At 71.1% G+C, this 22,506-nt stretch carries 21 protein-coding genes; 10 read left to right on the top strand and 11 right to left on the bottom strand.

Annotated elements, in window-relative coordinates:
- Position 1 precedes the first annotated feature (1 nt).
- Genes hisH through hisD form a run of 5 tightly spaced genes read right to left on the bottom strand, consistent with a single transcriptional unit; the run spans position 2 to position 3,923 of the window.
- Positions 2 to 643: an imidazole glycerol phosphate synthase subunit HisH gene (gene hisH, locus ACFY0F_RS04440; protein ID WP_388788669.1), complete on the bottom strand. Its 642-nt coding sequence runs from the start codon at positions 641 to 643 to the stop codon at positions 2 to 4.
- Positions 643 to 807 (bottom strand): hypothetical protein, encoded by a 165-nt coding sequence (locus ACFY0F_RS04435; protein WP_361810975.1) that lies wholly within the window; start codon positions 805 to 807, stop codon positions 643 to 645. The genes hisH and ACFY0F_RS04435 overlap by 1 nt, the downstream gene beginning before the upstream one ends.
- 4 nt (positions 808 to 811) lie before the next feature.
- Positions 812 to 1,414 carry an imidazoleglycerol-phosphate dehydratase HisB gene (hisB, locus tag ACFY0F_RS04430; RefSeq protein ID WP_388788666.1) on the bottom strand — a complete coding sequence of 201 codons (603 nt, stop codon included), beginning with the start codon at positions 1,412 to 1,414 and terminating at the stop codon, positions 812 to 814.
- The gene (locus ACFY0F_RS04425; protein ID WP_388788664.1) at positions 1,411 to 2,520 is read right to left on the bottom strand and encodes a histidinol-phosphate transaminase; all 1,110 of its coding nucleotides are present in this window, start codon (positions 2,518 to 2,520) and stop codon (positions 1,411 to 1,413) included. The genes hisB and ACFY0F_RS04425 overlap by 4 nt, the downstream gene beginning before the upstream one ends.
- Entirely contained in the window at positions 2,517 to 3,923 is a 1,407-nt protein-coding gene (gene hisD, locus ACFY0F_RS04420) for a histidinol dehydrogenase (protein ID WP_388788661.1), read from the bottom strand. Before hisD ends, ACFY0F_RS04425 begins: the two co-directional genes overlap by 4 nt.
- 177 nt (positions 3,924 to 4,100) lie before the next feature.
- Between hisD and ACFY0F_RS04415 the strand changes: the two genes are divergently transcribed.
- From ACFY0F_RS04415 to ybaK, 4 genes are all read left to right on the top strand, one after another.
- Complete coding sequence (locus tag ACFY0F_RS04415; RefSeq protein ID WP_388788659.1) at positions 4,101 to 5,678, top strand: oxidoreductase; 1,578 nt, start codon at positions 4,101 to 4,103, stop codon at positions 5,676 to 5,678.
- A gap of 129 nt (positions 5,679 to 5,807) precedes the next feature.
- Positions 5,808 to 6,833, top strand: coding sequence for a hypothetical protein (locus ACFY0F_RS04410; RefSeq protein WP_388788657.1), 1,026 nt, complete (start codon positions 5,808 to 5,810; stop codon positions 6,831 to 6,833).
- An 11-nt stretch (positions 6,834 to 6,844) separates the two neighbouring features.
- Complete coding sequence (locus ACFY0F_RS04405; protein ID WP_388788654.1) at positions 6,845 to 7,585, top strand: LON peptidase substrate-binding domain-containing protein; 741 nt, start codon at positions 6,845 to 6,847, stop codon at positions 7,583 to 7,585.
- A 14-nt stretch (positions 7,586 to 7,599) separates the two neighbouring features.
- Positions 7,600 to 8,109 (top strand): Cys-tRNA(Pro) deacylase, encoded by a 510-nt coding sequence (gene ybaK, locus ACFY0F_RS04400; RefSeq protein ID WP_388788651.1) that lies wholly within the window; start codon positions 7,600 to 7,602, stop codon positions 8,107 to 8,109.
- A 269-nt stretch (positions 8,110 to 8,378) separates the two neighbouring features.
- Here the strand turns inward: ybaK and ACFY0F_RS04395 are convergent, their stop codons facing one another.
- The 4 genes from ACFY0F_RS04395 to ACFY0F_RS04380 form a co-directional block, all read right to left on the bottom strand.
- The gene (locus tag ACFY0F_RS04395) at positions 8,379 to 9,056 is read right to left on the bottom strand and encodes an AAA family ATPase (RefSeq protein ID WP_388788648.1); all 678 of its coding nucleotides are present in this window, start codon (positions 9,054 to 9,056) and stop codon (positions 8,379 to 8,381) included.
- A gap of 34 nt (positions 9,057 to 9,090) precedes the next feature.
- Positions 9,091 to 9,912, bottom strand: a complete 822-nt coding sequence (locus ACFY0F_RS04390; RefSeq protein ID WP_388789196.1) for an ABC transporter permease — start codon at positions 9,910 to 9,912, stop codon at positions 9,091 to 9,093.
- A gap of 74 nt (positions 9,913 to 9,986) precedes the next feature.
- The gene (locus ACFY0F_RS04385; RefSeq protein WP_388789193.1) at positions 9,987 to 10,961 is read right to left on the bottom strand and encodes an ABC transporter ATP-binding protein; all 975 of its coding nucleotides are present in this window, start codon (positions 10,959 to 10,961) and stop codon (positions 9,987 to 9,989) included.
- Positions 10,962 to 11,094: 133 nt separating this feature from the next.
- The gene (locus ACFY0F_RS04380) at positions 11,095 to 12,312 is read right to left on the bottom strand and encodes an NYN domain-containing protein (RefSeq protein ID WP_388788645.1); all 1,218 of its coding nucleotides are present in this window, start codon (positions 12,310 to 12,312) and stop codon (positions 11,095 to 11,097) included.
- 225 nt (positions 12,313 to 12,537) lie between these two features.
- Here ACFY0F_RS04380 and ACFY0F_RS04375 point away from each other — a divergent pair, with 225 nt between their 5' ends.
- Positions 12,538 to 12,711, top strand: coding sequence for a hypothetical protein (locus ACFY0F_RS04375; protein WP_388788643.1), 174 nt, complete (start codon positions 12,538 to 12,540; stop codon positions 12,709 to 12,711).
- A gap of 114 nt (positions 12,712 to 12,825) precedes the next feature.
- Here ACFY0F_RS04375 and dnaE read toward each other — a convergent pair whose 3' ends face one another.
- Entirely contained in the window at positions 12,826 to 16,365 is a 3,540-nt protein-coding gene (dnaE, locus tag ACFY0F_RS04370) for a DNA polymerase III subunit alpha (RefSeq protein ID WP_388788640.1), read from the bottom strand.
- Positions 16,366 to 16,609: 244 nt separating this feature from the next.
- Between dnaE and ACFY0F_RS04365 the strand changes: the two genes are divergently transcribed.
- The 5 genes from ACFY0F_RS04365 (at position 16,610) to ACFY0F_RS04345 (ending at position 21,786) form a co-directional block, all read left to right on the top strand.
- Positions 16,610 to 17,935, top strand: coding sequence for a DUF2252 domain-containing protein (locus ACFY0F_RS04365; protein ID WP_388788638.1), 1,326 nt, complete (start codon positions 16,610 to 16,612; stop codon positions 17,933 to 17,935).
- A gap of 67 nt (positions 17,936 to 18,002) precedes the next feature.
- Complete coding sequence (locus ACFY0F_RS04360) at positions 18,003 to 18,695, top strand: hypothetical protein (protein ID WP_388788636.1); 693 nt, start codon at positions 18,003 to 18,005, stop codon at positions 18,693 to 18,695.
- 77 nt (positions 18,696 to 18,772) lie between these two features.
- Positions 18,773 to 19,588: a thioredoxin domain-containing protein gene (locus ACFY0F_RS04355; RefSeq protein WP_388788633.1), complete on the top strand. Its 816-nt coding sequence runs from the start codon at positions 18,773 to 18,775 to the stop codon at positions 19,586 to 19,588.
- Between the two features lie 73 nt (positions 19,589 to 19,661).
- On the top strand, positions 19,662 to 21,332 hold the full coding sequence (locus ACFY0F_RS04350) for an alkaline phosphatase D family protein (protein WP_388788630.1): 1,671 nt from the start codon (positions 19,662 to 19,664) through the stop codon (positions 21,330 to 21,332).
- Between the two features lie 103 nt (positions 21,333 to 21,435).
- Positions 21,436 to 21,786, top strand: coding sequence for a hypothetical protein (locus ACFY0F_RS04345; RefSeq protein WP_388788627.1), 351 nt, complete (start codon positions 21,436 to 21,438; stop codon positions 21,784 to 21,786).
- 32 nt (positions 21,787 to 21,818) lie between these two features.
- On the opposite strand, the gene ACFY0F_RS04340 is transcribed toward ACFY0F_RS04345, so the two are convergent.
- On the bottom strand, positions 21,819 to 22,397 hold the full coding sequence (locus ACFY0F_RS04340) for a dienelactone hydrolase family protein (RefSeq protein ID WP_388788625.1): 579 nt from the start codon (positions 22,395 to 22,397) through the stop codon (positions 21,819 to 21,821).
- Positions 22,398 to 22,506 lie beyond the last annotated feature (109 nt).

The following is a 22,506-nucleotide window of genomic DNA, read 5'->3' as shown; positions in this document are numbered from 1 at the left end:
TCTACAGGGTTCCGATCCAGTTGGTGAGCAGCTGGGCTCCGGCGTCGCCGGACTTCTCGGGGTGGAACTGCGTGGCCCACAGGGCGCCGTTCTCCACGGCGGCCACGAAGGGCTTGCCATGCGTCGCCCAGGTGACCTTCGGCGGGTGCAGCACCGGGTTGTGGGTCTCCAGGGTCCAGTCGTGGACGGCGTAGGAGTGCACGAAGTAGAAGCGGGCGTCCGCCTCCAGGCCGGCGAACAGTGCGGAGCCGGCGGGCGCCTGGACGGTGTTCCAGCCCATGTGGGGCACGACGTCGGCCTGCAGCGGCTCCACCGTGCCGGGCCACTCGTCGAGGCCCTCGGCCTCGACGCCGTGCTCGATGCCGCGCGCGAACAGGATCTGCATGCCGACGCAGATGCCCATCACCGGCCGCCCGCCGGACAGCCGGCGGTCGACGATCCAGTCGCCGCGGGCCTCGCGCAGGCCCTTCATGCAGGCGGCGAAGGCGCCGACACCCGGGACCAGCAGGCCGTCGGCGTTCATCGCCTTGTCGAAGTCGCGGGTGATCTCGACGTCGGCCCCCGCGCGCGCGAGGGCGCGTTCGGCGGAGCGGACGTTGCCGAAGCCGTAGTCGAAGACCACGACCTTCCTCGGCGCGCTCATCAGTTCCACACCTCCAGCCGCATGACGCCGGCGACCAGGCACATCGCCGCGGCGATCGAGAGCAGCACGATCAGGCTCTTCGGCATCTGCTGCTTGACGAAGGAGTAGATGCCGCCGACCAGGAAGAGGCCGACGACGATCAGGACGGTGGACAGACCGTTCATGGGGTTACAGCGCACCCTTCGTGGAGGGGAGGATGCCCGCCGCGCGCGGGTCCCGCTCGCTGGCGTAGCGCAGTGCCCGGGCCAGCGCCTTGAACTGGCACTCCACGATGTGGTGGGCGTTGCGTCCGTAGGGCACGTGCACGTGCAGGGCGATCTGCGCCTGGGCGACGAAGGACTCCAGGATGTGCCGGGTCATCGTGGTGTCGTACTCGCCGATCATCGGCGCCATGTTCTCGGGCTCGGTGTGCACGAGGTAGGGCCGGCCGGACAGGTCGACGGTGACCTGGGCGAGGGACTCGTCCAGCGGGACCGTGCAGTTGCCGAAGCGGTAGATGCCCACCTTGTCGCCGAGGGCCTGCTTGAAGGCGGCGCCCAGCGCGAGGGCGGTGTCCTCGATGGTGTGGTGGGAGTCGATGTGCAGGTCGCCGTCGGTCTTCACGGTCAGGTCGAACAGACCGTGCCGGCCGAGCTGGTCGAGCATGTGGTCGTAGAAGCCGACGCCGGTGGCGATGTCGGTCCTCCCGGTGCCGTCGAGGTCGATCTCGACGAGGACCGAGGTCTCCTTCGTCGTGCGCTCGATCCTTCCGACACGCGCCTCGCGAGTCATGTGTTCTGCTCCTTCTTCAGGTCACGGACCGCGTCGAGGAACGCGTCGTTCTCCGCCGGGGTCCCGGCGCTCACCCGCAGCCACCCCGGTACGCCGTTGTCACGGACCAGGACGCCCCGGTCGAGGATCTTCCGCCAGGCCGCGTGGGCGTCCTCGAACCGCCCGAACTGCACGAAGTTCGCGTCGGACTCGGTGACCTGGTAGCCGATGGACCTCAGCTCGCTCACCAGCCGGTCGCGCTCGGCCTTCAGCTGTTCGACGTACTTCAGGAGGACGTCCGTGTGTTCCAGGGCGGCCAGGGCGGTCGCCTGGGTGACCGCCGACAGGTGGTACGGCAGCCGGACGAGCTGGACGGCGTCCACGACGGCGGGGTGCGCGGCGAGATAGCCGAGGCGCAGGCCGGCGGCCCCGAACGCCTTGGACATGGTCCGTGAGACGACGAGATTCGGCCGACCTTCGAGCAGCGGCAGCAGCGAGCGGCCGTGGCTGAACTCGACGTACGCCTCGTCCACGACGACCATGGACGGCTTGGCCGCCTGAGCCGCCTCGTACAGCGCGAGCACCGTCTCGGGCGGGACCGCGTTGCCGGTGGGGTTGTTGGGGGTGGTGATGAAGACGACGTCGGGCCGGTGCTCGGCGATCGCCCGCTCGGCCGCCGCCGGGTCGATGGTGAAGTCGTCGGTGCGGGGGCCGGAGATCCAGCCGGTGCCGGTGCCGCGGGCGATCAGCGCGTGCATCGAGTACGACGGCTCGAAGCCGATCGCCGTACGGCCGGGTCCGCCGAAGGTCTGCAGCAGCTGCTGGATGACCTCGTTGGAGCCGTTGGCGGCCCAGACGTCGGCCAGGCCGACCTCGTGGCCGGTCGTGTCGGTCAGGTACTTGGCGAGCCGGGTGCGCAGCTCGACGGCGTCCCGGTCGGGGTAGCGGTTGAGGTTCCGGGCGGCCTCGCGCACCCGCTCGGTGATCCGCTCGACCAGCGGCTCGGGCAGCGGGTAGGGGTTCTCGTTCGTGTTCAGCCGTACGGGGACGTCCAGCTGGGGCGCGCCGTAGGGGGACTTGCCGCGCAGTTCGTCCCGTACGGGGAGATCGTCGATTCCGAAGCTCACTTGCTCGTCGGTACCTTCCACCCACTGTGCTTGTCGCGTTCGCCTCCGGCGCTGTGCTTGTCGCGTTCGCCTCCGGCACTGTGCTTGTCGCGTTCGCCTCCGGCAAAACGGGCCTTGATCGCCGCGCCGTGCGCGGGCAGGTCCTCCGCCTCCGCCAGCGTCACCACGTGGTGGGCGACCTCGGCCAGCGCGTCCTTCGTGTAGTCGACGATGTGGATGCCGCGCAGGAAGGACTGGACGGACAGGCCGGAGGAGTGGCAGGCGCAGCCGCCGGTGGGCAGGACGTGGTTGGACCCGGCCGCGTAGTCGCCCAGCGAGACGGGCGCCCAGGGGCCGATGAAGATCGCGCCCGCGTTCTTCACCCGGTCGGCGACGGCGGCGGCGTCGGCCGTCTGGATCTCCAGGTGCTCGGCGCCGTAGGCGTCGACCACCCTGAGGCCCTCGTCGATGCCGTCGACCAGCACGATCGCGGACTGCCTGCCCTTGAGGGCGGGAACGATCCGGTCGTCGACGTGCCGGGTGGCCGCGACCTGCGGTTCGAGCTCCTTCTCCACCGCGTCGGCCAGTTCGGTGGAGTCGGTGACGAGCACGGCCGCCGCGAGCGGGTCGTGTTCGGCCTGGCTGATCAGGTCGGCGGCGACGTGCACCGGGTCGGCGGTGGAGTCCGCGAGGATCGCGATCTCGGTCGGGCCCGCCTCCGCGTCGATACCGATCTTGCCGGTGAAGTAGCGCTTGGCGGCGGCGACCCAGATGTTGCCGGGGCCGGTGACCATGTTGGCGGGGGCGCAGGACTCCGTGCCGTGGGCGAACATGGCCACGGCGGTGGCGCCGCCCGCCGCGTACACCTCGTCGACGCCGAGCAGCGCGCAGGCGGCGAGGATCGTCGGGTGCGGCAGGCCGCCGAACTCGGCCTGGGCGGGGGAGGCGAGCGCGATCGACTCGACGCCGGCCTCCTGCGCGGGCACCACGTTCATGATCACGGACGACGGGTAGACCGACCGGCCGCCGGGTGCGTACAGCCCGACGCGCTCGACCGGCACCCACTTCTCGGTCACCGTGCCGCCGGGTACGACCTGGGTCGTGTGGGACGTACGGCGCTGTTCGCGGTGCACGAGGCGGGCCCGGCGGATGGACTCCTCCAGGGCGGCACGCACGGCCGGGTCGAGCTGTTCCAGCGCGTCGGCGAGCGCCCGCGCGGGGACCCGTACGGACTCCAGCCGGACTCCGTCGAACTTCTCGGCGAAGTCGATCAGCGCCGCGTCGCCCCGATGATGCACGGCTTCGCAGATCGGACGCACCTTCTCGAGGGCGGCCGCTACGTCGAAGTCGGCTCGGGGCAGCAGGTCGCGCAGGGCGGGTCCCTCCGGGAGGGCGTCGCCGCGCAGATCGATTCGGGAGATCACGTGCTCAATTCTCTCAGACCGGCGTCGGCTGTCGTCCGCGCGTATCAATGGCTGATACAGAACGTGGCCGGAACGCGGAAGATCCCCTTCACGCATAGCGTTCGGGCGTCACTCAGCGGGCATCACCGGCTGTACCAGCGGGCCGACCCACGAGTAGCCGAGGGGGGAGGGAACAGGGTGACCGAGGAGGACGGCCTCCGGGCGGGGGACCTGCCGGAGGACCTGACCGCCGCCGAGGCGGGGATGTGGCAGGCCTTCCGCAACGGCAGCGTGTACGACCTGAGCAGCGGGGACGCCGTCGTGGACGACCCGCACGGGCGGCATCCCTGGGGGCCCGAGCGGACCGTACGGGCGCGCATCGTGTGCTGGCTGCTGCTGGACGGGCCGCCCGCGCTGGCCGGCCGGGTGTCGTCGCTGAAGCTGTCCGGCGTGCGGATCAGCGGGACCCTGGACCTGGCGGGCGGCACGGTGGTGCCGTACGTGGAACTCAAGGGCTGCCGTTTCGACCGGGAGGTCCTGCTGCCCGAGGCCCGCTTCACGACCCTGCGCATGGTGGACTGCTCGGTCCCCCGTCTGGAGGCCGCCCGGGTGCACACCGAGGGCGATCTGCACCTGCCCCGCTGTCGTTTCCTCGGCGGCGTCCGGCTCACCGACGCGCACATCGGCACGGACCTGCTGCTCAACCAGGCGATCGTGCACCGGGACCGCCTCGGCCGTTCCATCGCCGCCGACGGCATGACCGTGGGCCAGGACCTCCAGGCCGAGCTGCTGGAGTCGCACGGCGAGCTGAGCCTGCGCAGCGCCAAGGTCGGCGTCTCGCTGAGCCTGCGCGGCGCGAAGCTGACCAACCCGTATGCGCGGCTGGCCCTGAACGCCCCCCAGCTCACCGTCGAGCGCACCCTCTACCTGACCCCCGCCGGGGTGGGCAGCCCGCTGCTGAGCGGCACCACCCCCGCGCGCGGGACGCGGATCCAGCGCTTCGAGTGCCAGGGCGGGGTGCGCTTCGACGACGGGCGGTTCGGGGACGCGGTCGACCTGGAGCGGGCCCGGTTCGTCTTCACCGACGAGCAGGAGCTGTCGCTGCGCCGGGTGCAGACGCCCGAGCTGCGCTTCCTCGGGGAACGGCCGCAGCGCGGCAAGGTGGTGCTGTCGGGGGCGCGGGTGGTCAACCTCGTGGACCGGGCGGCGAGCTGGCCGGGGCCGGGGAGCCTGCACATGGGCGGTTTCACGTACGAGAGCCTGGTGCCGCAGGGACCGTTCCCGCTGACCGAGCGCCTGGAGTGGGTGGCGGCGGCGACCGCCGAGTACAACCCGGAGCCGTACGAGCGGCTGGCCGCCGTGCTGCGCGGGGCGGGGGAGGACGAGGACGCGCGGGAGGTGCTGCTCGCCAAGCAGCGCCGGCGCCGCGAGACCCTGCCGCCGGCCGCCAAGCTGTGGGGGTACGCGCAGGACTGGACGGTCGCCTACGGGTACCGGCCGGGCCGCGCGGCCGTGTGGATGGCGGTGCTGTGGGCGGCGGGCACGCTCGCCTTCGCGCACGCCGGCCATCCGCCGACCAACCCCGACGGACATCCGGCCTGGAGCCCGGCCCTGTTCGTCCTGGACCTGCTGCTGCCGGTCATCGACCTGGGCCAGGTGGGCCAGTGGCAGCTGCGCGGCGGCTGGCAGTGGCTGGCGGCGGTGATGGTGCTGCTGGGCTGGGTCCTGGCGACGACGGTGGCGGCGGGGGCGACGCGGCTGTTGCGGCGCAGCTGAGGCTCGGCTTGGCAGGTACCCATCAGTAGTTGAAAAGTAATCAACTTTTACCGGTCCTTGACCGGGGCGCGTACAACTTTCATCGGCCTTGCGTCAGGGGGTGGCGCGGCGCCGACCAGCGGTCTTTCAATGGTCGGCACCATGGCTCTTCTCCCCACGTTCATCCGCCCCACCCGGATGAAGAGGATCCCCTCGCGACCGGCCGGACCGCCCGCCGGTGACGAGGTGCTGCTCGACGCGCCCGACGACCGCCTCGGCCCCGCCCTGGTCGCGGCCGGAAGAGGCGACCACCGCGCCGCCGCCGAGCTGCTGGCCGCCACCCGCGCGGCCGCCGAGTGGGAGAACCGGGACCGCTACACACGGCGCCTGGCCGCCTTCGCCCGCTCGCGCTCCGAGTGGTTCGAGGAGTGGCGCGGGGCCGCCCCCGGCGACCCCGACGTGCTGCTGATGACGGCCCAGCTGGCGGTGGACCGTGCCTGGCCGTCGCCGGGCCGGGCCGAGCTGCTGCGCGAGGTGAGCCCGTCGATCACGGCCGCCGCCAAGGGCGACGACCGCGACCCGGTGCCCTGGCGGATCGCCCTGGACCACGCGCGCGGCACCCGTGCCGGACACCGGTACTTCGAAGAGCTGTGGGAGGCGGCCGTCCGCCGCGCCCCGCACCACTACGGCTGCCATGTGGCGGCCCTGCGGTACCTGGCGGCCTCCTGGCACGGCTCCCACCGCGAGTGCTTCGACTTCGCCGACCTGGCCGCGCAGGACGCCCCGGCCGACTCGCTCGTGCAGGCGCTGCCCGCGCGGGCGGCCTTCGCCTACCTCACCGACGGCTGCGGGCCCGAGGTGCCGCGCGAACGGCTCGACGCGGCGGCCGACCGGGCGATCGCGCTCTCCGGCCGGTTCCCGGCGGGGGATCCCTGGCCCGCCGAGGTCCGCAACAAGCTGACGTACGTCCTCGTACGGCTGGACCGCTGGGAGGACGCCCGCACCCAGCTCCGGCTGATCGGCCCGTACGCCACCTCGTTCCCGTGGGACCGGGTCTCCGACGACCCGCTGGGCCACTTCCTGCGGCTGCGCGAGGAACTCCTGACGGGGCTGATCCCGGCGCCCCAGCGACCGCGAAGTGAGTACCCCGGACACGTCCGCGCCGGTGACCATTAGGCTGGGGCGCCGTGACCACCGTCCGTCTCCCCCTCTTCCCGTTGAACTCGGTACTGTTCCCGGGCCTGGTGCTGCCTCTCAACGTCTTCGAGGAGCGCTACCGCGCCATGATGCGCGAGCTGCTGAAGACGCCCGAGGAAGAGCTGCGCCGGTTCGCCGTCGTGGCGATCCGCGACGGCCATGAGGTCGCGCCGAGCGAACCGGGCATGCCGGATCCGACCGCCCTGCTCGAACGCGGGGCCGCCGCGGGGTTCGGCGCCGATCCCCTGCGGGCGTTCCACGCCGTCGGCTGTGTGGCGGACGCGGCGACCGTACGGGAGCGGGCCGACGGCACGTTCGAGGTACTGGCGACCGGGACGACCCGGGTCCGGCTGCTGTCCGTGGACGCGTCGGGGCCGTTCCTGACGGCCGAGCTGGAGGAGCTGCCCGAGGAACAGGGCGACGAGGCCGGGGCACTGGCCGAGGGCGTCCTGCGGGCGTTCCGCCAGTACCAGAAGCGGCTGGCGGGTGCGCGGGAGCGCTCGCTGACCACGGGGGCGGACCTGCCGGACGAACCCGCCGTCGTGTCCTTCCTGGTGGCGGCGGCGATGATGCTCGACACCCCGGCCAAGCAGCGGCTGCTCCAGGCGCCGGACATCGCGTCCCGGCTGCGCGACGAGCTGAAACTCCTTCGCGCGGAGACGGCGATCATCCGTAATCTGCCGTCGTTGCCTGCGGCCGAGCTGACGCGCGGCCCGACGAGTCTGAACTGAGGCCCGCATCCCCGATGGCGAAGAAGTCCAGGAACAAGAAACAGCAGCAGTCCGGCGGCACGCCGGCGACGGTGGCCCTGACGGCGGCGGGCGTGGACTACACGGTCCACGCCTACGACCACGACCCGTCCCACCCCTCCTACGGGGAGGAGGCGGCCGAGGCGATGGGCGTCTCCCCCGAGCGCGTCTTCAAGACCCTGGTCGCGGACGTGGACGGCGCCCTCACGGTGGCCGTGGTCCCGGTGGCGGGCTCCCTGGACCTGAAGGCCCTGGCGGCGGCGGTGGGCGGTAAGCGGGCGGCGATGGCGGACCCGGCGCTGGCGGAACGCACCACGGGTTATGTGCGCGGGGGGATCTCACCGCTGGGCCAGCGGAAGAAGCTCCCGACGGTCCTGGACGACTCGGCTGCCGCCCATGCCACGATCTGCGTCTCGGCGGGCCGGCGGGGGCTGGAGGTCGAGCTCTCGCCCGCCGACCTGGCCCGGCTCACGGAGGCCGTCCTGGCCCCCATCGGCCGCGGCTGACCTCGGGCTGCTGGGGGGCTCCGCCCCCAGGCCCCCGGCCTGTGCCCACCAACCACCCGTCTCGCCCAGCTGAAAGGCGCGGGCTTCCTCTCAGCTCAGTCGGGACCTGTCAGCGCCGGTCGGCATTACTCAGCCCGTCCGGCGTTTGAGGACGAGGCCGTTTAGGCCGAAGCGGGGGCCTGGGGGCGGCAGCCCCCAGCGGGGTCGAAGGGGCGGAGCCCCTGGGGACGGGAAGGGTGAGGGCGGCGGGGGCGAGACAAGCCCGGCGGTCACCCCTGCGCGGGCGGCGCGCCGTACGGCCCCTGCTGGTACGAACCCTCCTGGTAGGGATCCGGATCCCGCGGCCCGAACAGCGCCATCAGCCCGAGATGCACGAGCAGCGCGGCCAGCGACCACGCCAGCAACGCCCCCTTCGCGCCGAGCTTCAGCGGTGCCGAGAAGGTCACCCCCTTGCCCACGGCCCTGGCATGGGCGAGGACGTCCTTCTCCGGCCCGAGCCACACCCCGAGCCGCCACGCCAGCAGCGACCCCAGCACACCGCCGACGGCCAGCCCGACCACCAGCGGCACACCCCCGCGCCGCCGCAGCAGGAAGACGACGACCGCGCTGACGACCCCGAAGGCCAGCGCCAGCAGCGTGAACGTTCCGTCGACGCCGACGGCCTGCTCCCCCTCGGTGTCCTTGAGGTAGACGATCCAGCGGCCCGTGTCGTCCACGGAGCCGACCAACGGCACATGCGGCGCCAGCCACCACCACAGCAACCCCAGCAGCACTCCGCCCAGCGCGAGCGCCACCGTGACGACGGCGGCCTCCCGCACTTCGGTCTTCATCCCGGGGCCGTCCTGTCCGTAGGCGCCTCCCGCGGCACCGGCGGGCTGCGGCCCGTGCCAGCCCTGGTGCGAGGACGGTTCGTGCGGCGGCGGAGGCGGAGTCAGTGGTGCGGTCACCCTGACATCGTGCCAGGTCGCCCTGTGCCGCGCGTCACCGGACGGCGGCCCTGCGGTACGCCCAGGTCGCCACGGCCAGCGACACCACCCCGACCGCGGCGCACACGCCCAGGTCACCGGCGACGAACGCCCAGTCCGGACGCGCCGCGAAGGTCCGGGCGTAGGCCTCCACACCGTAGGTGGACGGCAGCAGGTCCCGGGCCAGCCGGATGATCTCCGGCATCCGGTCGGGCGGCAGCACGCCCAGCAGCAGCGCCGCCGACATGCCGAGCTGGCCCAGCAGCGTGGCCAGTTCCGGCCGGGGGGCGAGCAGACCGCAGGCCGCGCCGAGCCCGGAGAGCGCGGCGCCCGCGAGCGGGATCACCGCGAGGAGGATCCACAGGTTGCCCAGCGGCAGCCCGAACAGCACGCAGCCGAAGACGGCGGTCACCAGGGTCCCGGGCACGGTGAAGGACGCGTACGCCCCCGCCGCCCCCAGCACCACCGCCGCCGGCGGCACCGGCAGCGTGGCGTAGTGGTCGAGGCCTCCGCCGGCCCGGAGCTGCCCGAAGTACTGCGCCAGCAGGTTCAGCGCGACGAACGCGACGACGACGACCGACGACCCGGCCACCACGGACTGGGCCTCGCCCCGGGAGTCCACCACCCCGCGCATCATGATCATGATGCCGACGGACTGGAAGGTGGCCACGAACAGCAGCGGCATCCGCGCCACCCGGGCCCGGGACAGCTGCGCCCGGTACACGGCGGCCAGCGACGGCCACAGCCGCGCCGGCGGCGCCAGCTCCGCCGCGCCCCTCGCCGCCCCCGGAACGGACACGGCGCTCCCCGAGGGGGACTGCGCGGATACGGCACTCACGTCGAGCTGCTCCTCTTCCCTGCGGCGGCCGAGCCGTCCCTCGGTGGACCGTACGGATGCGGCGCCCCGCGTGCTCACGCCTTCACCAAACCCTGCCGCGCGGCACCGCCCAGTGCCAGGTACACGTCCTCCAGGCTGGGGGTGGCCAGCGTGAAGTCGTCCAGGGCGGCGAAGGCGGCCCCGCCGGTGACCGTGGCGACGGCCGCACGGGCCTCCTCCGGCGCGAGCCGCAGCGTCCAGCGGCGCCCGGCCTCCACGGCCCGCTCGCGCAAGCCGGCGACCTCCGGCACCTCCAGGGGCGCCTGGTCCCGCCACACCAGCTCCACCCGCACCTCGCCCGACACGCTCTCCTTGAGCCCGGCGGGGGTGTCGCAGGCGATGACCCGGCCCTGGTCCAGGACGGCGACCCGGTCGAGGACGGTCTCGGCCTCGATGACGTTGTGCGTGACGAGCAGCACGGTCGTGCCCCGGTCGGCCCGCCGGCGGTCGACGGCCCCCCAGACCGCACGCCGCGCCACCGGGTCCATGCCGGTGGTCGGCTCGTCGAGCACCAGCAGCGGGCGGTCACCGACCAGGGCGGCGGCGAAGCAGGCGAGCCGCCGCTGCCCGCCGGAGAGCTTCTTCAGCGCCCGCCCGGCGATCGGGGTGAGCCCGAGCTCCTCCAGCACGGCGTCCCGTTCGGCGCGCGCCCGGGTGACGTCCAGGCCGCGCAGCCGCCCGGTGGTCTCCACGGCGAGGGAGACGGTCAGCTCGTCCAGGGCGGTCGACTCCTGACCGAGGTAGGCGAGGATGCGCGCGGCCCGCTCCGGGTGCCGCACGATGTCGTGGCCGAGCAGCTCGACGCTGCCGGCGTCCGGCCGCAGCAGCCCGGTGAGCTGCCGTACGAGGGTGGACTTGCCGGCGCCGTTGGGTCCGAGCAGTCCGAAGATCTCACCGCGGCGGACGTCGAGCGTCACGTCGTCGGTGGCCCGGACCTCCGGGACGCCCGGCGCACCACGCCGCCCGCGCACGGACGGATAGGTCTTCGTCAGCCCGCGCACGGTGCACACCACGTCATCGGGATGCCGAAGTGCCTGTGCCACGCGCGTACTCACAAGGGACGAGAGTACGCCGTCGAGGGCCTTTACTCGCCTTTGGGGCGCCCAGGCCGTGATCCCGTGGGCGTGGACAACCGTCGGCGGTTCACTCCCCCGCGGGCGCGTGCTCCGCGGACGAGGGCACGTCGATCTCCCGCCAGAACCCCGCCCGGATGGCGTACCGGTCGTGTTCGTCGATCTGGTCGTCCTTGTGGGCGAGGAGACCGAAACGGGCCGCGTAGCGCAGCAGCTCGCCGTCGATGCGGTGCGGGATGCGCGGGTACATCCCGGACAGTTTCTGCAGGTGGCTCTGGTCGCCCAGGCGGGAGATCCAGCGCCGGGCGAAGACCTGCCCGACCTCGAACGGGTCCCCGCCGACCGTGGTGATGTCCTCCTCGCGGTCGGCCCAGCGCTGCTCGGCCGTGGTCAGCTGGGCCAGGGTCGGCATGGAGGCGGCCTCCGGCGGTTCGGGCACCACGCCGGGCCGGTCCACCCAGCCCTTGTCGGAGGACCAGCGCAGGGTGGCCGTGGTGGGGTGCTGCGCGGCCGGGGCGCCGGGGGCGCGCAGCGCGGCGAGGTCCTTCGGGGTGGGTACGCCCTTGGGTGCGGGCACCCGCTCCTGCGCGCCGTTCTCCTGGACGCGGGCCGCGGGCGCGTGCTCCTCCTCGGCGGGCCGCTCGGCCGCCGAGGTCAGCGCGGACTCGGGCAGCGGCGCGGAGAGGATCGCGGCGATCTCCGGACGGGGCGCGGGGGGCGGCGCGCAGACGCCGGTGAGTTCCTTGGCCCGTACCGCCTGGGTGATCCAGGCGCGGTCCAGCACCCGCCGCTCGTCCGCCTCGGCGACCAGGTCCTCGGACTGGTTGTAGTCGCCGTCGGCGGCCTGTACGGCCCACAGGTGGACGGCCACGCCGTGCTCCTTGGCGGCCATCATGCCCGGCAGCAGGTCGCCGTCGCCGGTGACCAGGACGACGTCGGAGCAGGCGCGGTTGCGGGCCAGCTCGGTGAGCTCGGCGTGCATGGCGGCGTCCACGCCCTTCTGGGCCCAGCGTCCGTCGCTGCGGGTCAGCGCGCCGAGCCGGACGGTGACCCGGGGCATCACGCGCAGCCGGCGGTGCTCCGGCTGGGGGACGCGGTCCGGGGCGCCGTCGAACCAGTAGATGCGGAGCAGGGGTCGCTCGGTGTCGGCCTCCGCGCGCTCGCGCAGCGCCTGGATCAGGGCGGCGTGATCGACGGTGATCCGGGACCGTGAGGGCTCTCCGGCGAGGAGGCTGGCGGCGGCCCCCAGCAAGTACCCGGCGTCCACCAGGACGATGCAACGGTCCACGCGACTCACCCTCTTCCCGGGAGGTTTGTGCTTGCGGCTTGCTTCGAGTCTGCCCGACCGCGCGGGCGTTAACGGCCCGAACTCGATCTTCGGCGTGGCGTTTCCGGGCCGCGCGCCCCGACAAGCCTGTCACAGACGGTAATTATCCGGAATGCGTTCATTGTCAGCCTATGTGAATCTGATGGCGGCCCTGGCCCCTAGACCCCCTTCAGGAGGCAGATCACCATGGCCAAGAACAAGAACAACCGCAAGCAGGCCGGCCCGAAGAACCGTTCCTCGCAGGCCGAGCAGCCGCAGGAGCACACGCAGCGCCCCCCGGCTCAGGCGCACGAGCCCGAGATGGCGGGCGGCCCGGCGGATGTTGCCCGTAAGCAGCACAAGCGCTTCGGCCACAACTGAGACCGTCGCGCGGGCCTTTGAGCCCAGGCATTGACGAGGGGCGTGTCCGGTCACGGACACGCCCCTCGTTCACGCCGGTCTCCGGGCCGCGCGCCCAGGATCCGGCCGGGTCGCTCAGCCCGCCAGGCAGGACGGCCCGAGCAGCACCTTCAGATCACCGAAGAGCGCCGGGTCCGGCTTCACACGGTGCCGGTCGAGGCGCAGGACGGTGGTCTTGCGCGGGCCCTGGAGCTTGATACGGACCTCGCTGTCGCCCTTGTGGTGGCTGAGGATCTCCCCGAGGCGGCTGACCATCGGCGGGGTGACCCGCGTGGCCGGGATGGTGAGGATCACGGGCGCGTTGGTGCCCGCGTTGGACAGGTCGGGGACCGCCAGCTCCATCGCGACCAGCCGCGGCACGTCCTCGCGCTTGTCGAGGCGGCCCTTGACGAAGACGACCGCGTCCTCGACGAGTTGGGTGGACACGAGCTGGTACGTCGCCGGGAAGAACATGCACTCGATGGAACCGGCGAGGTCCTCCACGGTCGCGATGGCCCAGGCGTTGCCCTGCTTGGTCATCTTGCGCTGCAGGCCCGAGATGATGCCGCCGATGGTGACGACCGCACCGTCCGCGTGCTCACCGCCGGTGAGCTGGGCGATGCCCGCGTCGGCCTTGTCGGACAGCACGTGCTCCAGACCGAAGAGCGGGTGGTCGGAGACGTACAGACCGAGCATCTCCCGCTCCTGGGCGAGCAGATAGGTCTTGTCCCACTCCTCGTCGGTGAACTGCACGTCGAGTCCGAAGCCGGGTTCGCTGCTGGTCTCCTCGCCCATGCCGCCGAAGAGGTCGAACTGGCCCTCGGCCTCCTTGCGCTTGACCGCGACCACGTTGTCGATCATCGGCTCGTACTGGGCGGTGAGGCCCTTGCGGGTGTGCCCCATGGCGTCGAAGGCGCCGGCCTTGATCAGCGATTCCGTGGTGCGCTTGTTGCAGACCACCGCCTCGACCTTGTCGAGGTAGTCGGGGAAGGAGGTGTACTTCCCCTTGGTCTTGCGGCACCTGATGATCGCGTCGACGACGTTGGTGCCGACGTTGCGGACGGCGGACAGGCCGAAGAGGATCACGTCGTCGCCCTGGGCGGCGAAGTTGGACATCGACTCGTTGACGTCCGGCGGGAGCACCTTGATGCCCATGCGGCGGCACTCGTTGAGGTAGACGGCCGACTTGTCCTTGTCGTCCTTGACGGAGGTCAGCAGCGCCGCCATGTACTCGGCGGGGTAGTTCGCCTTCAGGTAGGCGGTCCAGTAAGAGACCAGGCCGTACGCGGCGGAGTGCGCCTTGTTGAAGGCGTATCCGGCGAACGGGACCAGCACGTCCCACAGCGCCTGGATGGCCTCGTCGCTGTAGCCCTTCTCGCGGGCGCCCTTCTGGAACAGGACGAAGTTCTTCGCCAGTTCCTCGGGCTTCTTCTTGCCCATCACACGGCGGAGGATGTCGGCCTCGCCGAGCGAGTAGCCGGCGATGATCTGGGCGGCCTTCTGCACCTGCTCCTGGTAGACGATCAGGCCGTAGGTGACGTCCAGGACCTCCCTGAGGGGCTCCTCCAGCTCGGGGTGGATCGGGGTGATCTCCTGGAGCTTGTTCTTGCGCAGCGCGTAGTTGGTGTGCGAGTCCATGCCCATCGGGCCGGGACGGTAGAGCGCGGAGACGGCGGAGATGTCCTCGAAGTTGTCGGGCTTCATCAGCCGCAGCAGCGAGCGCATGGGGCCGCCGTCGAACTGGAAGACGCCGAGGGTGTCGCCGCGCTGGAGCAGTTCGAAGGTCTTGGGGTCGTCCAGCGGCAGGCTCAGCAGCTCCAGGTCGACGCCCTTGTTGGACTTCACCATCTTGACGGCGTCGTCCATGATCGTCAGGTTGCGCAGGCCGAGGAAGTCCATCTTCAGCAGGCCGAGCGACTCACAGCTCGGGTAGTCCCACTGCGTGATGGTCACGCCGTCGGTGTGCCGGACCCAGACGGGCACGTGCTCGGTGATGGTCTCGCTGGACATGATCACGCCGGCGGCGTGCACGCCCATCTGCCGGACCAGGCCCTCGACGCCCTTGGCGGTGTCGATGACCTTCTTCACGTCGGGCTCGTTCTCGTACATCCCGCGGACCTCGCCCGCCTCCGAGTAGCGGGGGTGCGAGGGGTCGGTGATGCCGTTGAGGTCGATGCCCTTGCCGAGGACGTCCGCGGGCATCGCCTTGGTGATGCGGTCGCCCATCGCGTACGGGTAGCCCAGCACGCGCGCGGAGTCCTTGATCGCGTTCTTGGCCTTGATCTTGCCGTACGTACCGATCATGGCGACCTTGTCGGCGCCGTACTTCTCGGTCACGTACCGGATGACCTCGACGCGCCGGCGCTCGTCGAAGTCGATGTCGACATCGGGCATGGAGACGCGCTCGGGGTTGAGGAAGCGCTCGAAGATCAGACCGTGCGGGATCGGGTCGAGGTCGGTGATGCCCATGGCGTACGCGACGATCGAACCGGCCGCGGAGCCTCGGCCGGGGCCCACCGCGATGCCGTTGTTCTTGGCCCACATGATGAAGTCGGCGACGACGAGGAAGTACCCCGGGAACCCCATCTGGATGATGACGTCCATCTCGTACTCGACCTGCTTCTGCCGGTCCTCGGGGACACCGCCGGGGAAGCGGCGCTCCATGCCGCGGCGGACCTCCTCCTTGAACCAGGTGACCTCGGTGTAGCCCTCCGGGATGTCGAACTTCGGCATGAGGTTCTTGGCCTCGAACATGCCGGTGGTGTCGACCATCTCGGCGACGAGGAGCGTGTTGGCGCAGCCCTCCTGCCAGGCGTCCGAGGAGTCGATGGCGTACATCTCGTCCGTGGACTTCAGGTAGTAGCCGGTGCCGTCGAACTTGAAGCGGTCCGGGTCGGAGAGGTTCTTGCCGGTCTGGATGCACAGCAGCGCGTCGTGCGCCCCCGCCTCGTGCGCGTACGTGTAGTGGGAGTCGTTGGTGACCAGCGGCGGGATGCCGAGCTTCTTCCCGATCTCCAGGAGGCCGTCGCGGACCCGGTGCTCGATGTCGATGCCGTGGTCCATCAGCTCCAGGAAGTAGCGGTCCTTGCCGAAGATGTCCTGGTAGTCGGCGGCCGCCTTGAGGGCCTCGTCGAAGTGGCCGAGCCGCAACCGGGTCTGCACCTCGCCGGAGGGGCAGCCGGTGGAGGCGACGATCCCCTCGGACCACTGGGCGATGGTCTCCTTGTCCATGCGGGGCCACTTCTGCAGCCAGCCCTCGGCGTACGCGTCGGAGGAGAGCCGGAAGAGGTTGTGCAGGCCCGTGCTGTTGACCGCCCACATCGTCTTGTGGGTGTAACCACCGGAACCGGAGACGTCGTCCCTCTTCTGGTGCGGCTGGCCCCACAGGATCTTGCGCTTGTTGCGCCGCGACTCGGGGGCGACATACGCCTCGATGCCGATGATCGGGGTGACTCCGGCCTTCTTCGCGGAGTGGAAGAAGTCGTACGCCCCGTGCAGGTTGCCGTGGTCGGACATGGCGATGTGCGTCATGCCCATCTCGTTGCAGGCGTCGAACATGTCCTTGAGCCGCGCGGCACCGTCCAGCAGCGAGTACTGGGTGTGGACGTGCAGGTGCGTGAAGGGCGGCTTTGACACGGTTCGGGCCTCCAAGGAGAACGGGCGTCGACAGACTTCCGACCGGCCGTGGACCGACTGCGGACAGTCTGGGGGACAGCGTCGAAGTCTATGCCTCGGGAATGACATTCGAGTGGAGGCCGTGGCGCGAAGCGCCTCCATGAGGGGTGGTGGCCGGGCGACGGGTGGGCACCCACGCGTACCTTCGTGCGTTGGAGACGGCAGACGCCGTCGGACACATTCATGCACCAGGAGGCACCCAGCGATGTCGGTTCCCCAGCTCAACGGCGAGCAGCGCGGCGAGGAGATCCTCGCCGTCTTCGACACCGCCTTCGGCGAGCTCCTGGCCGCCGACCCGGCCGCGTTCCGCGTGAAGTTCCGGAAGATGGCGGCCTCGGCCTTCGCCTTCTACCGGGGCACGGCGGCCCTCTTCTACCACGACCTCGACGCCGAGAAGCGCGGCGGCCCGTACCTGGACGAGCGCACCTCGCGCGTGTGGATCCACGGCGACCTGCACGCGGAGAACTTCGGCACGTACATGGACTCCAACGGCCGGCTGATCTTCAACGTCAACGACTTCGACGAGGCGTACGTCGGCCCGTTCACCTGGGACCTGAAGCGCTTCTCCGCCTCCATCGCCCTGATCGGGTACGCGAAGGCGCTCAGCGACGAGCAGATCACCGAACTGGTCGGGATCTACGCGGCCGCCTACCGCGAGCGCGTGCACGCCCTGGCGACGGGCGCCAAGAGCGACGAGGTGCCGCCCTTCACCCTGGACACCGCGCAGGGCGCCCTGCTGGACGCGCTGCGCGACGCCCGCTCCCTCACCCGTTTCGGGCTGCTGGACTCGATGACCGAGATCCGGGACTTCGAGCGCCGCTTCGCCCCGGGCGGCGGCTCCATCGAGCTGGACGCGGCCACCCGCTACAAGGTGCTGGCGGCCTTCGACGGCTACCTGGAGACGTTGCCGGAGACCTCCCTGGCCCGCCCGGACTCCTACCGGGTGAAGGACGTCGTCGGGCGGCGCGGCATCGGTATCGGGTCGGCCGGGCTGCCGTCGTACAACATCCTGCTGGAGGGCCACAGCGACGCCCTGGAGAACGACGTCGTGATCTACATCAAGCAGGCCCAGACCCCGGCCGTCTCCCGGCACGTCACCGACCCCGCGATCCGGGACTACTTCCAGCACGAGGGCCACCGCACGGTGATCTCCCAGCGCGCCCTCCAGGCGCACGCGGACCCGTGGCTGGGCTGGACCGAGCTGGACGGGGCGGGCCAGCTCGTCGCCGAGGTGTCCCCGTACGCCGTCGACCTGGACTGGGGCGACATCGACGACCCGGAGGAGATCGCGGCGGTCGTCGCCGACCTGGGCCGGGCCACCGCCACCATGCACGCGGCGGCCGACGACACCTCCGGCGAGTCCCTGGTGCCGTTCTCCACCGAGCGGGCCATCGACGCGGCGATCGCGGCCGACGAGGAGGGCTTCGCGGACCTGCTCACCGACTTCGCGCACTCCTACGGCGCACGCGCGCGTGCCGACCACCAGATCTTCGTCGACCTGTTCCGCAACGGCCGGATCCCCGGTCTGTGACCGGGGGGCCACCCACAGGCACCCCTTAGGGGTCTCTTACAGCAGGACGTGTCACACTCTCCACGCTATGGACATATCCGGGATCCAGCTCAGAGCCGTACGCGCGGCGCTGTTCACGGCACTGGTCGTGACGCTCGGCACCGCGTCGCACGTGCTGCTGTCCCGGGTCCCGCTGCCGGCGAACACGGTGGCCGCGGTCGCGGTCGCCGTGTTCCTCCTCGCGTACGCCCTCGCGGGCCGCGAGCGCGGCTTCGGCAGGATCGCCGTCCTGCTGGTACCGCTCGAACTGGCCGCCGACACCGTGTTCACCACCGGGCAGAACGTCTGCTACGGGCGTGCGGGCGGCCCGGTCGCGGGCCCGCTGCGTTCGGTCGGCTGGGACGTGCTGTGCGGCGACGGCAGCCAGGTCGGCACACCGCTGGCCCGCGTCACCGGCACGGACACGGACCGGCTGGCCGCGCTGCTCGCCCACGCCGATCCGGCGACCGCCTGGCTGCTGCTCGCCGCGCACATCGCCGTCGGCCTGCTGGTCGCCGCCTGGCTGCGCCGGGGCGAACGGGCGCTGGCGCAACTGCTGCGTGCCGTGGCCGCGACGACGTTCCGGCCACTGCTGCTGGCGGTGGCCGCGGTGACCGTGCGGCCGGGACCGGCGGTGCGGCGCGTACGGCTTCCGCGCCCTCGCCCGGCCACGGTCCGGGACCGGATCCGCACGCACTCCCTGGGACGGCGCGGACCGCCGTACTCGCTCGCGTTCGCCTGAACGCCGGCCGAGTACCAGCCACCCCCACACGTATCCCGCGTACAGCATGTGCGCGTCCCATAGGGAGATCACCCACCATGAGCAAGCGGAACAGTGCAGCAGCGAAGACGGCGGCCCGGGAGCGGCTGCGCCAGGAGCGCGAGCGCCAGGCCAAGCGTGACAAGACCAAGCGGCAGGCCATCGTGGCCGGCTCGGTCGTGGCCGTGCTGGCGGCGGCCGGCGGCATAGGCTACGCCGTCGTCCAGGCCAACAAGCCCGCCTACTGGGAGGGCCTGAAGGACGCCAAGGTCGTCGCCCCGGCCAACACGACGGGCGCGAAGGGCACCACCGTCGTCATCGGCAAGAGCAGCGCCGCGAAGACCCTGAAGGTCTACGAGGATCCGCGCTGCCCCGTGTGCGCCCAGTTCGAGCAGACCGTCGGCTCCACGGTGACCAAGGACATCGACGACGGCAAGTTCAAGATCCAGTACATCGGTGGCACGTTCATCGACAACCATGACAACGGCGAGGGCTCCAAGAACGCACTGAGCGCGCTCGGCGCCGCGCTGAACGTCAGCCCGGACGCGTTCCTCCAGTACAAGACCGCCCTGTACTCGAAGAAGTGGCACCCGGACGAGACGACCGACAAGTTCAAGGACGACGCGTACCTCCTCAAGGTCGCCGACACGGTGCCCGCGCTGAAGAACAACACCAAGTTCCAGAACGCGGTGAAGAACGGCACCTACGACGCCTGGGCGATGGCCATGTCGAAGACCTTCGACACCAACAAGGACGGCGTCACCGGCACGCCGAGCTTCGTCATGGATGGCAAGCAGATCAAGACCTCGGACCCCAACCAGCCTTGGACTGTCGCCGAGTTCAACTCGAAGGTGGACGCGGCCCTCAAGGGCTGACCGCCGCATGACGGGCGGGCGAACTTCGTGAGTTCGCCCGCCCTTTTGCGTACCGGCCAGTAACCTCTCGGCCGTGACCAGTCGATACAGAGCCTTCATATCGTCCGAGGGAGTCAACTCCCTCACTCCACGCCGCCGTACGGTCGTCAAGGCCGCGGCGGCGACCGCTGTCCTGGCCAGCCCGCTCACCGCCGCCCTGCCCGCGCTGGCCGCCGCGGACACGCCCGCCTTCCTGCACGGCGTCGCCTCCGGTGACCCGCTGCCCGACGGGATACTGCTGTGGACCCGGGTGACGCCCACCGCCGAGGCGACGCCCGGGTCCGGGCTCGGCCCGGACACCGAGGTCAGCTGGGTGGTGGCGAAGGACCGGGCGTTCAGCACCGTCGTCTCCAAGGGGTCGACCATCGCGACGGCCGCCTCCGACCACACGGTCAAGGCCGACATCCGCGGTCTGGAGCCCGCCACCGACTACTGGTTCCGCTTCTCGGCCGGCGGCACCGACTCCCCGCCGGCCCGTACCCGCACCGCACCGGCGGCGGACGCGAGCGTCGCGGGCCTGCGCTTCGGCGTGGTCTCCTGCGCCAACTGGGAGGGCGGCTACTTCGCCGCCTACCGTCACCTCGCGGCCCGCGGCGACCTGGACGCGTGGCTGCACCTCGGCGACTACATCTACGAGTACGGCACGGGCGAGTACGGCGCGCGCGGAACCGTCGTACGGCCGCACGCACCCACCCACGAGATCCTCAACCTCGCCGACTACCGCACGCGGCACGGCAAGTACAAGACCGACCCCGACCTGCAGGCCCTGCACGCCAAGGCCCCGGTCATCGCGATCTGGGACGACCACGAGTTCGCCAACGACGCCTGGTCGGGCGGCGCCGAGAACCACACCGAGGGAGCCGAGGGGACCTGGAAGGCACGTCAGGCGGCCGCCAGGCAGGCCTACTTCGAATGGATGCCGGTGCGCCCGGCGATCGCCGGCACGACCTACCGCCGGCTGCGCTTCGGCAAGCTCGCCGACCTCTCGCTGCTGGACCTGAGGTCCTTCCGCTCCCAGCAGGTCAAGACCGGCAACGGCTCGGTCGACGACCCGGACCGCACCATCACCGGCCGGGCCCAACTCGACTGGCTGAAGGCCGGGCTGAAGGCGTCCGACACCAGATGGCGGCTGGTCGGCAACTCGGTGATGATCTCGCCGTTCGCCATCGGCTCCCTCTCCGCCGACCTCCTGAAGCCGCTCGCCAAGCTGCTCGGGCTGCCGCAGGAGGGCCTCGCCCTGAACACCGACCAGTGGGACGGCTACACCGACGACCGGCGCGAACTGCTGGCCCACCTGCGCTCCAACGCCATCGGCAACACCGTCTTCCTGACCGGTGACATCCACATGGCGTGGGCCAACGACGTGCCCGTGGACGCCGGGACCTATCCGCTGTCCGCGTCGGCGGCCACCGAGTTCGTGGTCACCTCGGTCACCTCCGACAACCTCGACGACATCGTGAAGGTCCCCGAGGGCACCGTCTCCGCCGTCGCCGCGCCCGTCATCAGGGCCGCCAACCGGCACGTCCACTGGGTCGACACCGACCGGCACGGCTACGGCGTGCTGGACATCACCGCCGACCGCGCCCAGATGGACTACTACGTGCTGTCCGACCGCACGAGTCCGAACGCGACCGCGTCCTGGGCCCGTTCGTACCACACCCGTAGCGGCACGCAGAAGGTCGAGCGCACCTACAACCCTGTGTAAAAAATCCACGCTCGAGGCAACCGAGAAGATCTTTCGGGCATCGAACATCCTGGCGGGTCGCCCTACCTGGCGATCCGTCAGGTTCGTTCAGGATTGGAGTCACATGGCCACCCCCCAAGGTGTCTTGAAGAAGACCGCGACGATTGCCGCTGCCATGACGCTCGCCGGCCTCGCCTCCGTCGCCCAGGCGACTGAGGTTTCGGCAGCACCGGAGTTCGTCAATCTGACCGTGCTGGACACCCACGGTGCCCCCATCTACGCGCAACCCACCTCCTCGTCGGAGAGGTTCCGCACGGCGCGGTTCGAGGAGACCCTGCGCATCCAGTGCTCGACCCGCCACACCCCCTCGGGGGCCCTGTGGTTCCGGCTCTGGAACAACAAGCCGACGGCCTGGGTGTACTCCGGGCACTTCGAGTCGCTGGTGCACAACCCCAAGGAGTGCTTCCCGGGCTGAGCCCCTGGCAGCCGCCGACTGGGCGGTCCACGCTAGGCGGTCCGCAGACTGTCGAGGAAGCCGAGCGCCACCCGCCAGGTGGCCTCGGCGGCCTCCTCGTCGTAGTCCGGCAGATCGGGGTCGGTGTAGAGGTGACCGGCCCCGGCGTACCGGTACACCTCGACATCGGCGCCGGCCCTGCCCATCTGCAGATACCAGGCGCTCAGCCAGTCGTCCGTCTCGAACGGGTCCGGCTCGGCCACGTGCAGCTGCACCGGCAGCTCGTCCACGGCGGTGTCCGGCGCCAGGTCCGAGGTGCCGTGCAGGAGCAGCAGTCCGCGTGCCTTCTCGTCGCCGAGCGCGAGGGTCTGCGCGATGGAGGCACCGAGCGAGAACCCCGCGTACACGAGCCCGCGGTCGGAGTAGGGCGCGGCGGCCAGGACGGCGCGCTTGAGCAACTCGTCCTTGCCGATCTCCTCGTTGAAGGCCATGCCCTCCTCGACCGTGTCGAACGTGCGCCCCTCGAAGAGGTCCGGCGTCCACACCTCGTGCCCCGCGGCACGCAGCCGGTCCGCGGCCCGGCGCACCGCGGGCCTGAGGCCATAGGTCGAGTGAAAGAGCATGATGTTCATGAGGCCATGGTGCCAGCCGGGTACGACAGTGGCGGTCCGTGACCGCCCGGTGCCCTACCCAGGACGCGTTCGAAGTCACATGTTCATGTCCGCCGACGGCCGGTTACGT

Source organism: Streptomyces sp. NPDC001544, from assembly GCF_042894285.1.
Classification (GTDB): Bacteria; Actinomycetota; Actinomycetes; order Streptomycetales; family Streptomycetaceae; genus Streptomyces.
Note: the sequence above shows the minus strand (reverse complement) of the source record. Positions and strands in the feature narration are given on the sequence as shown.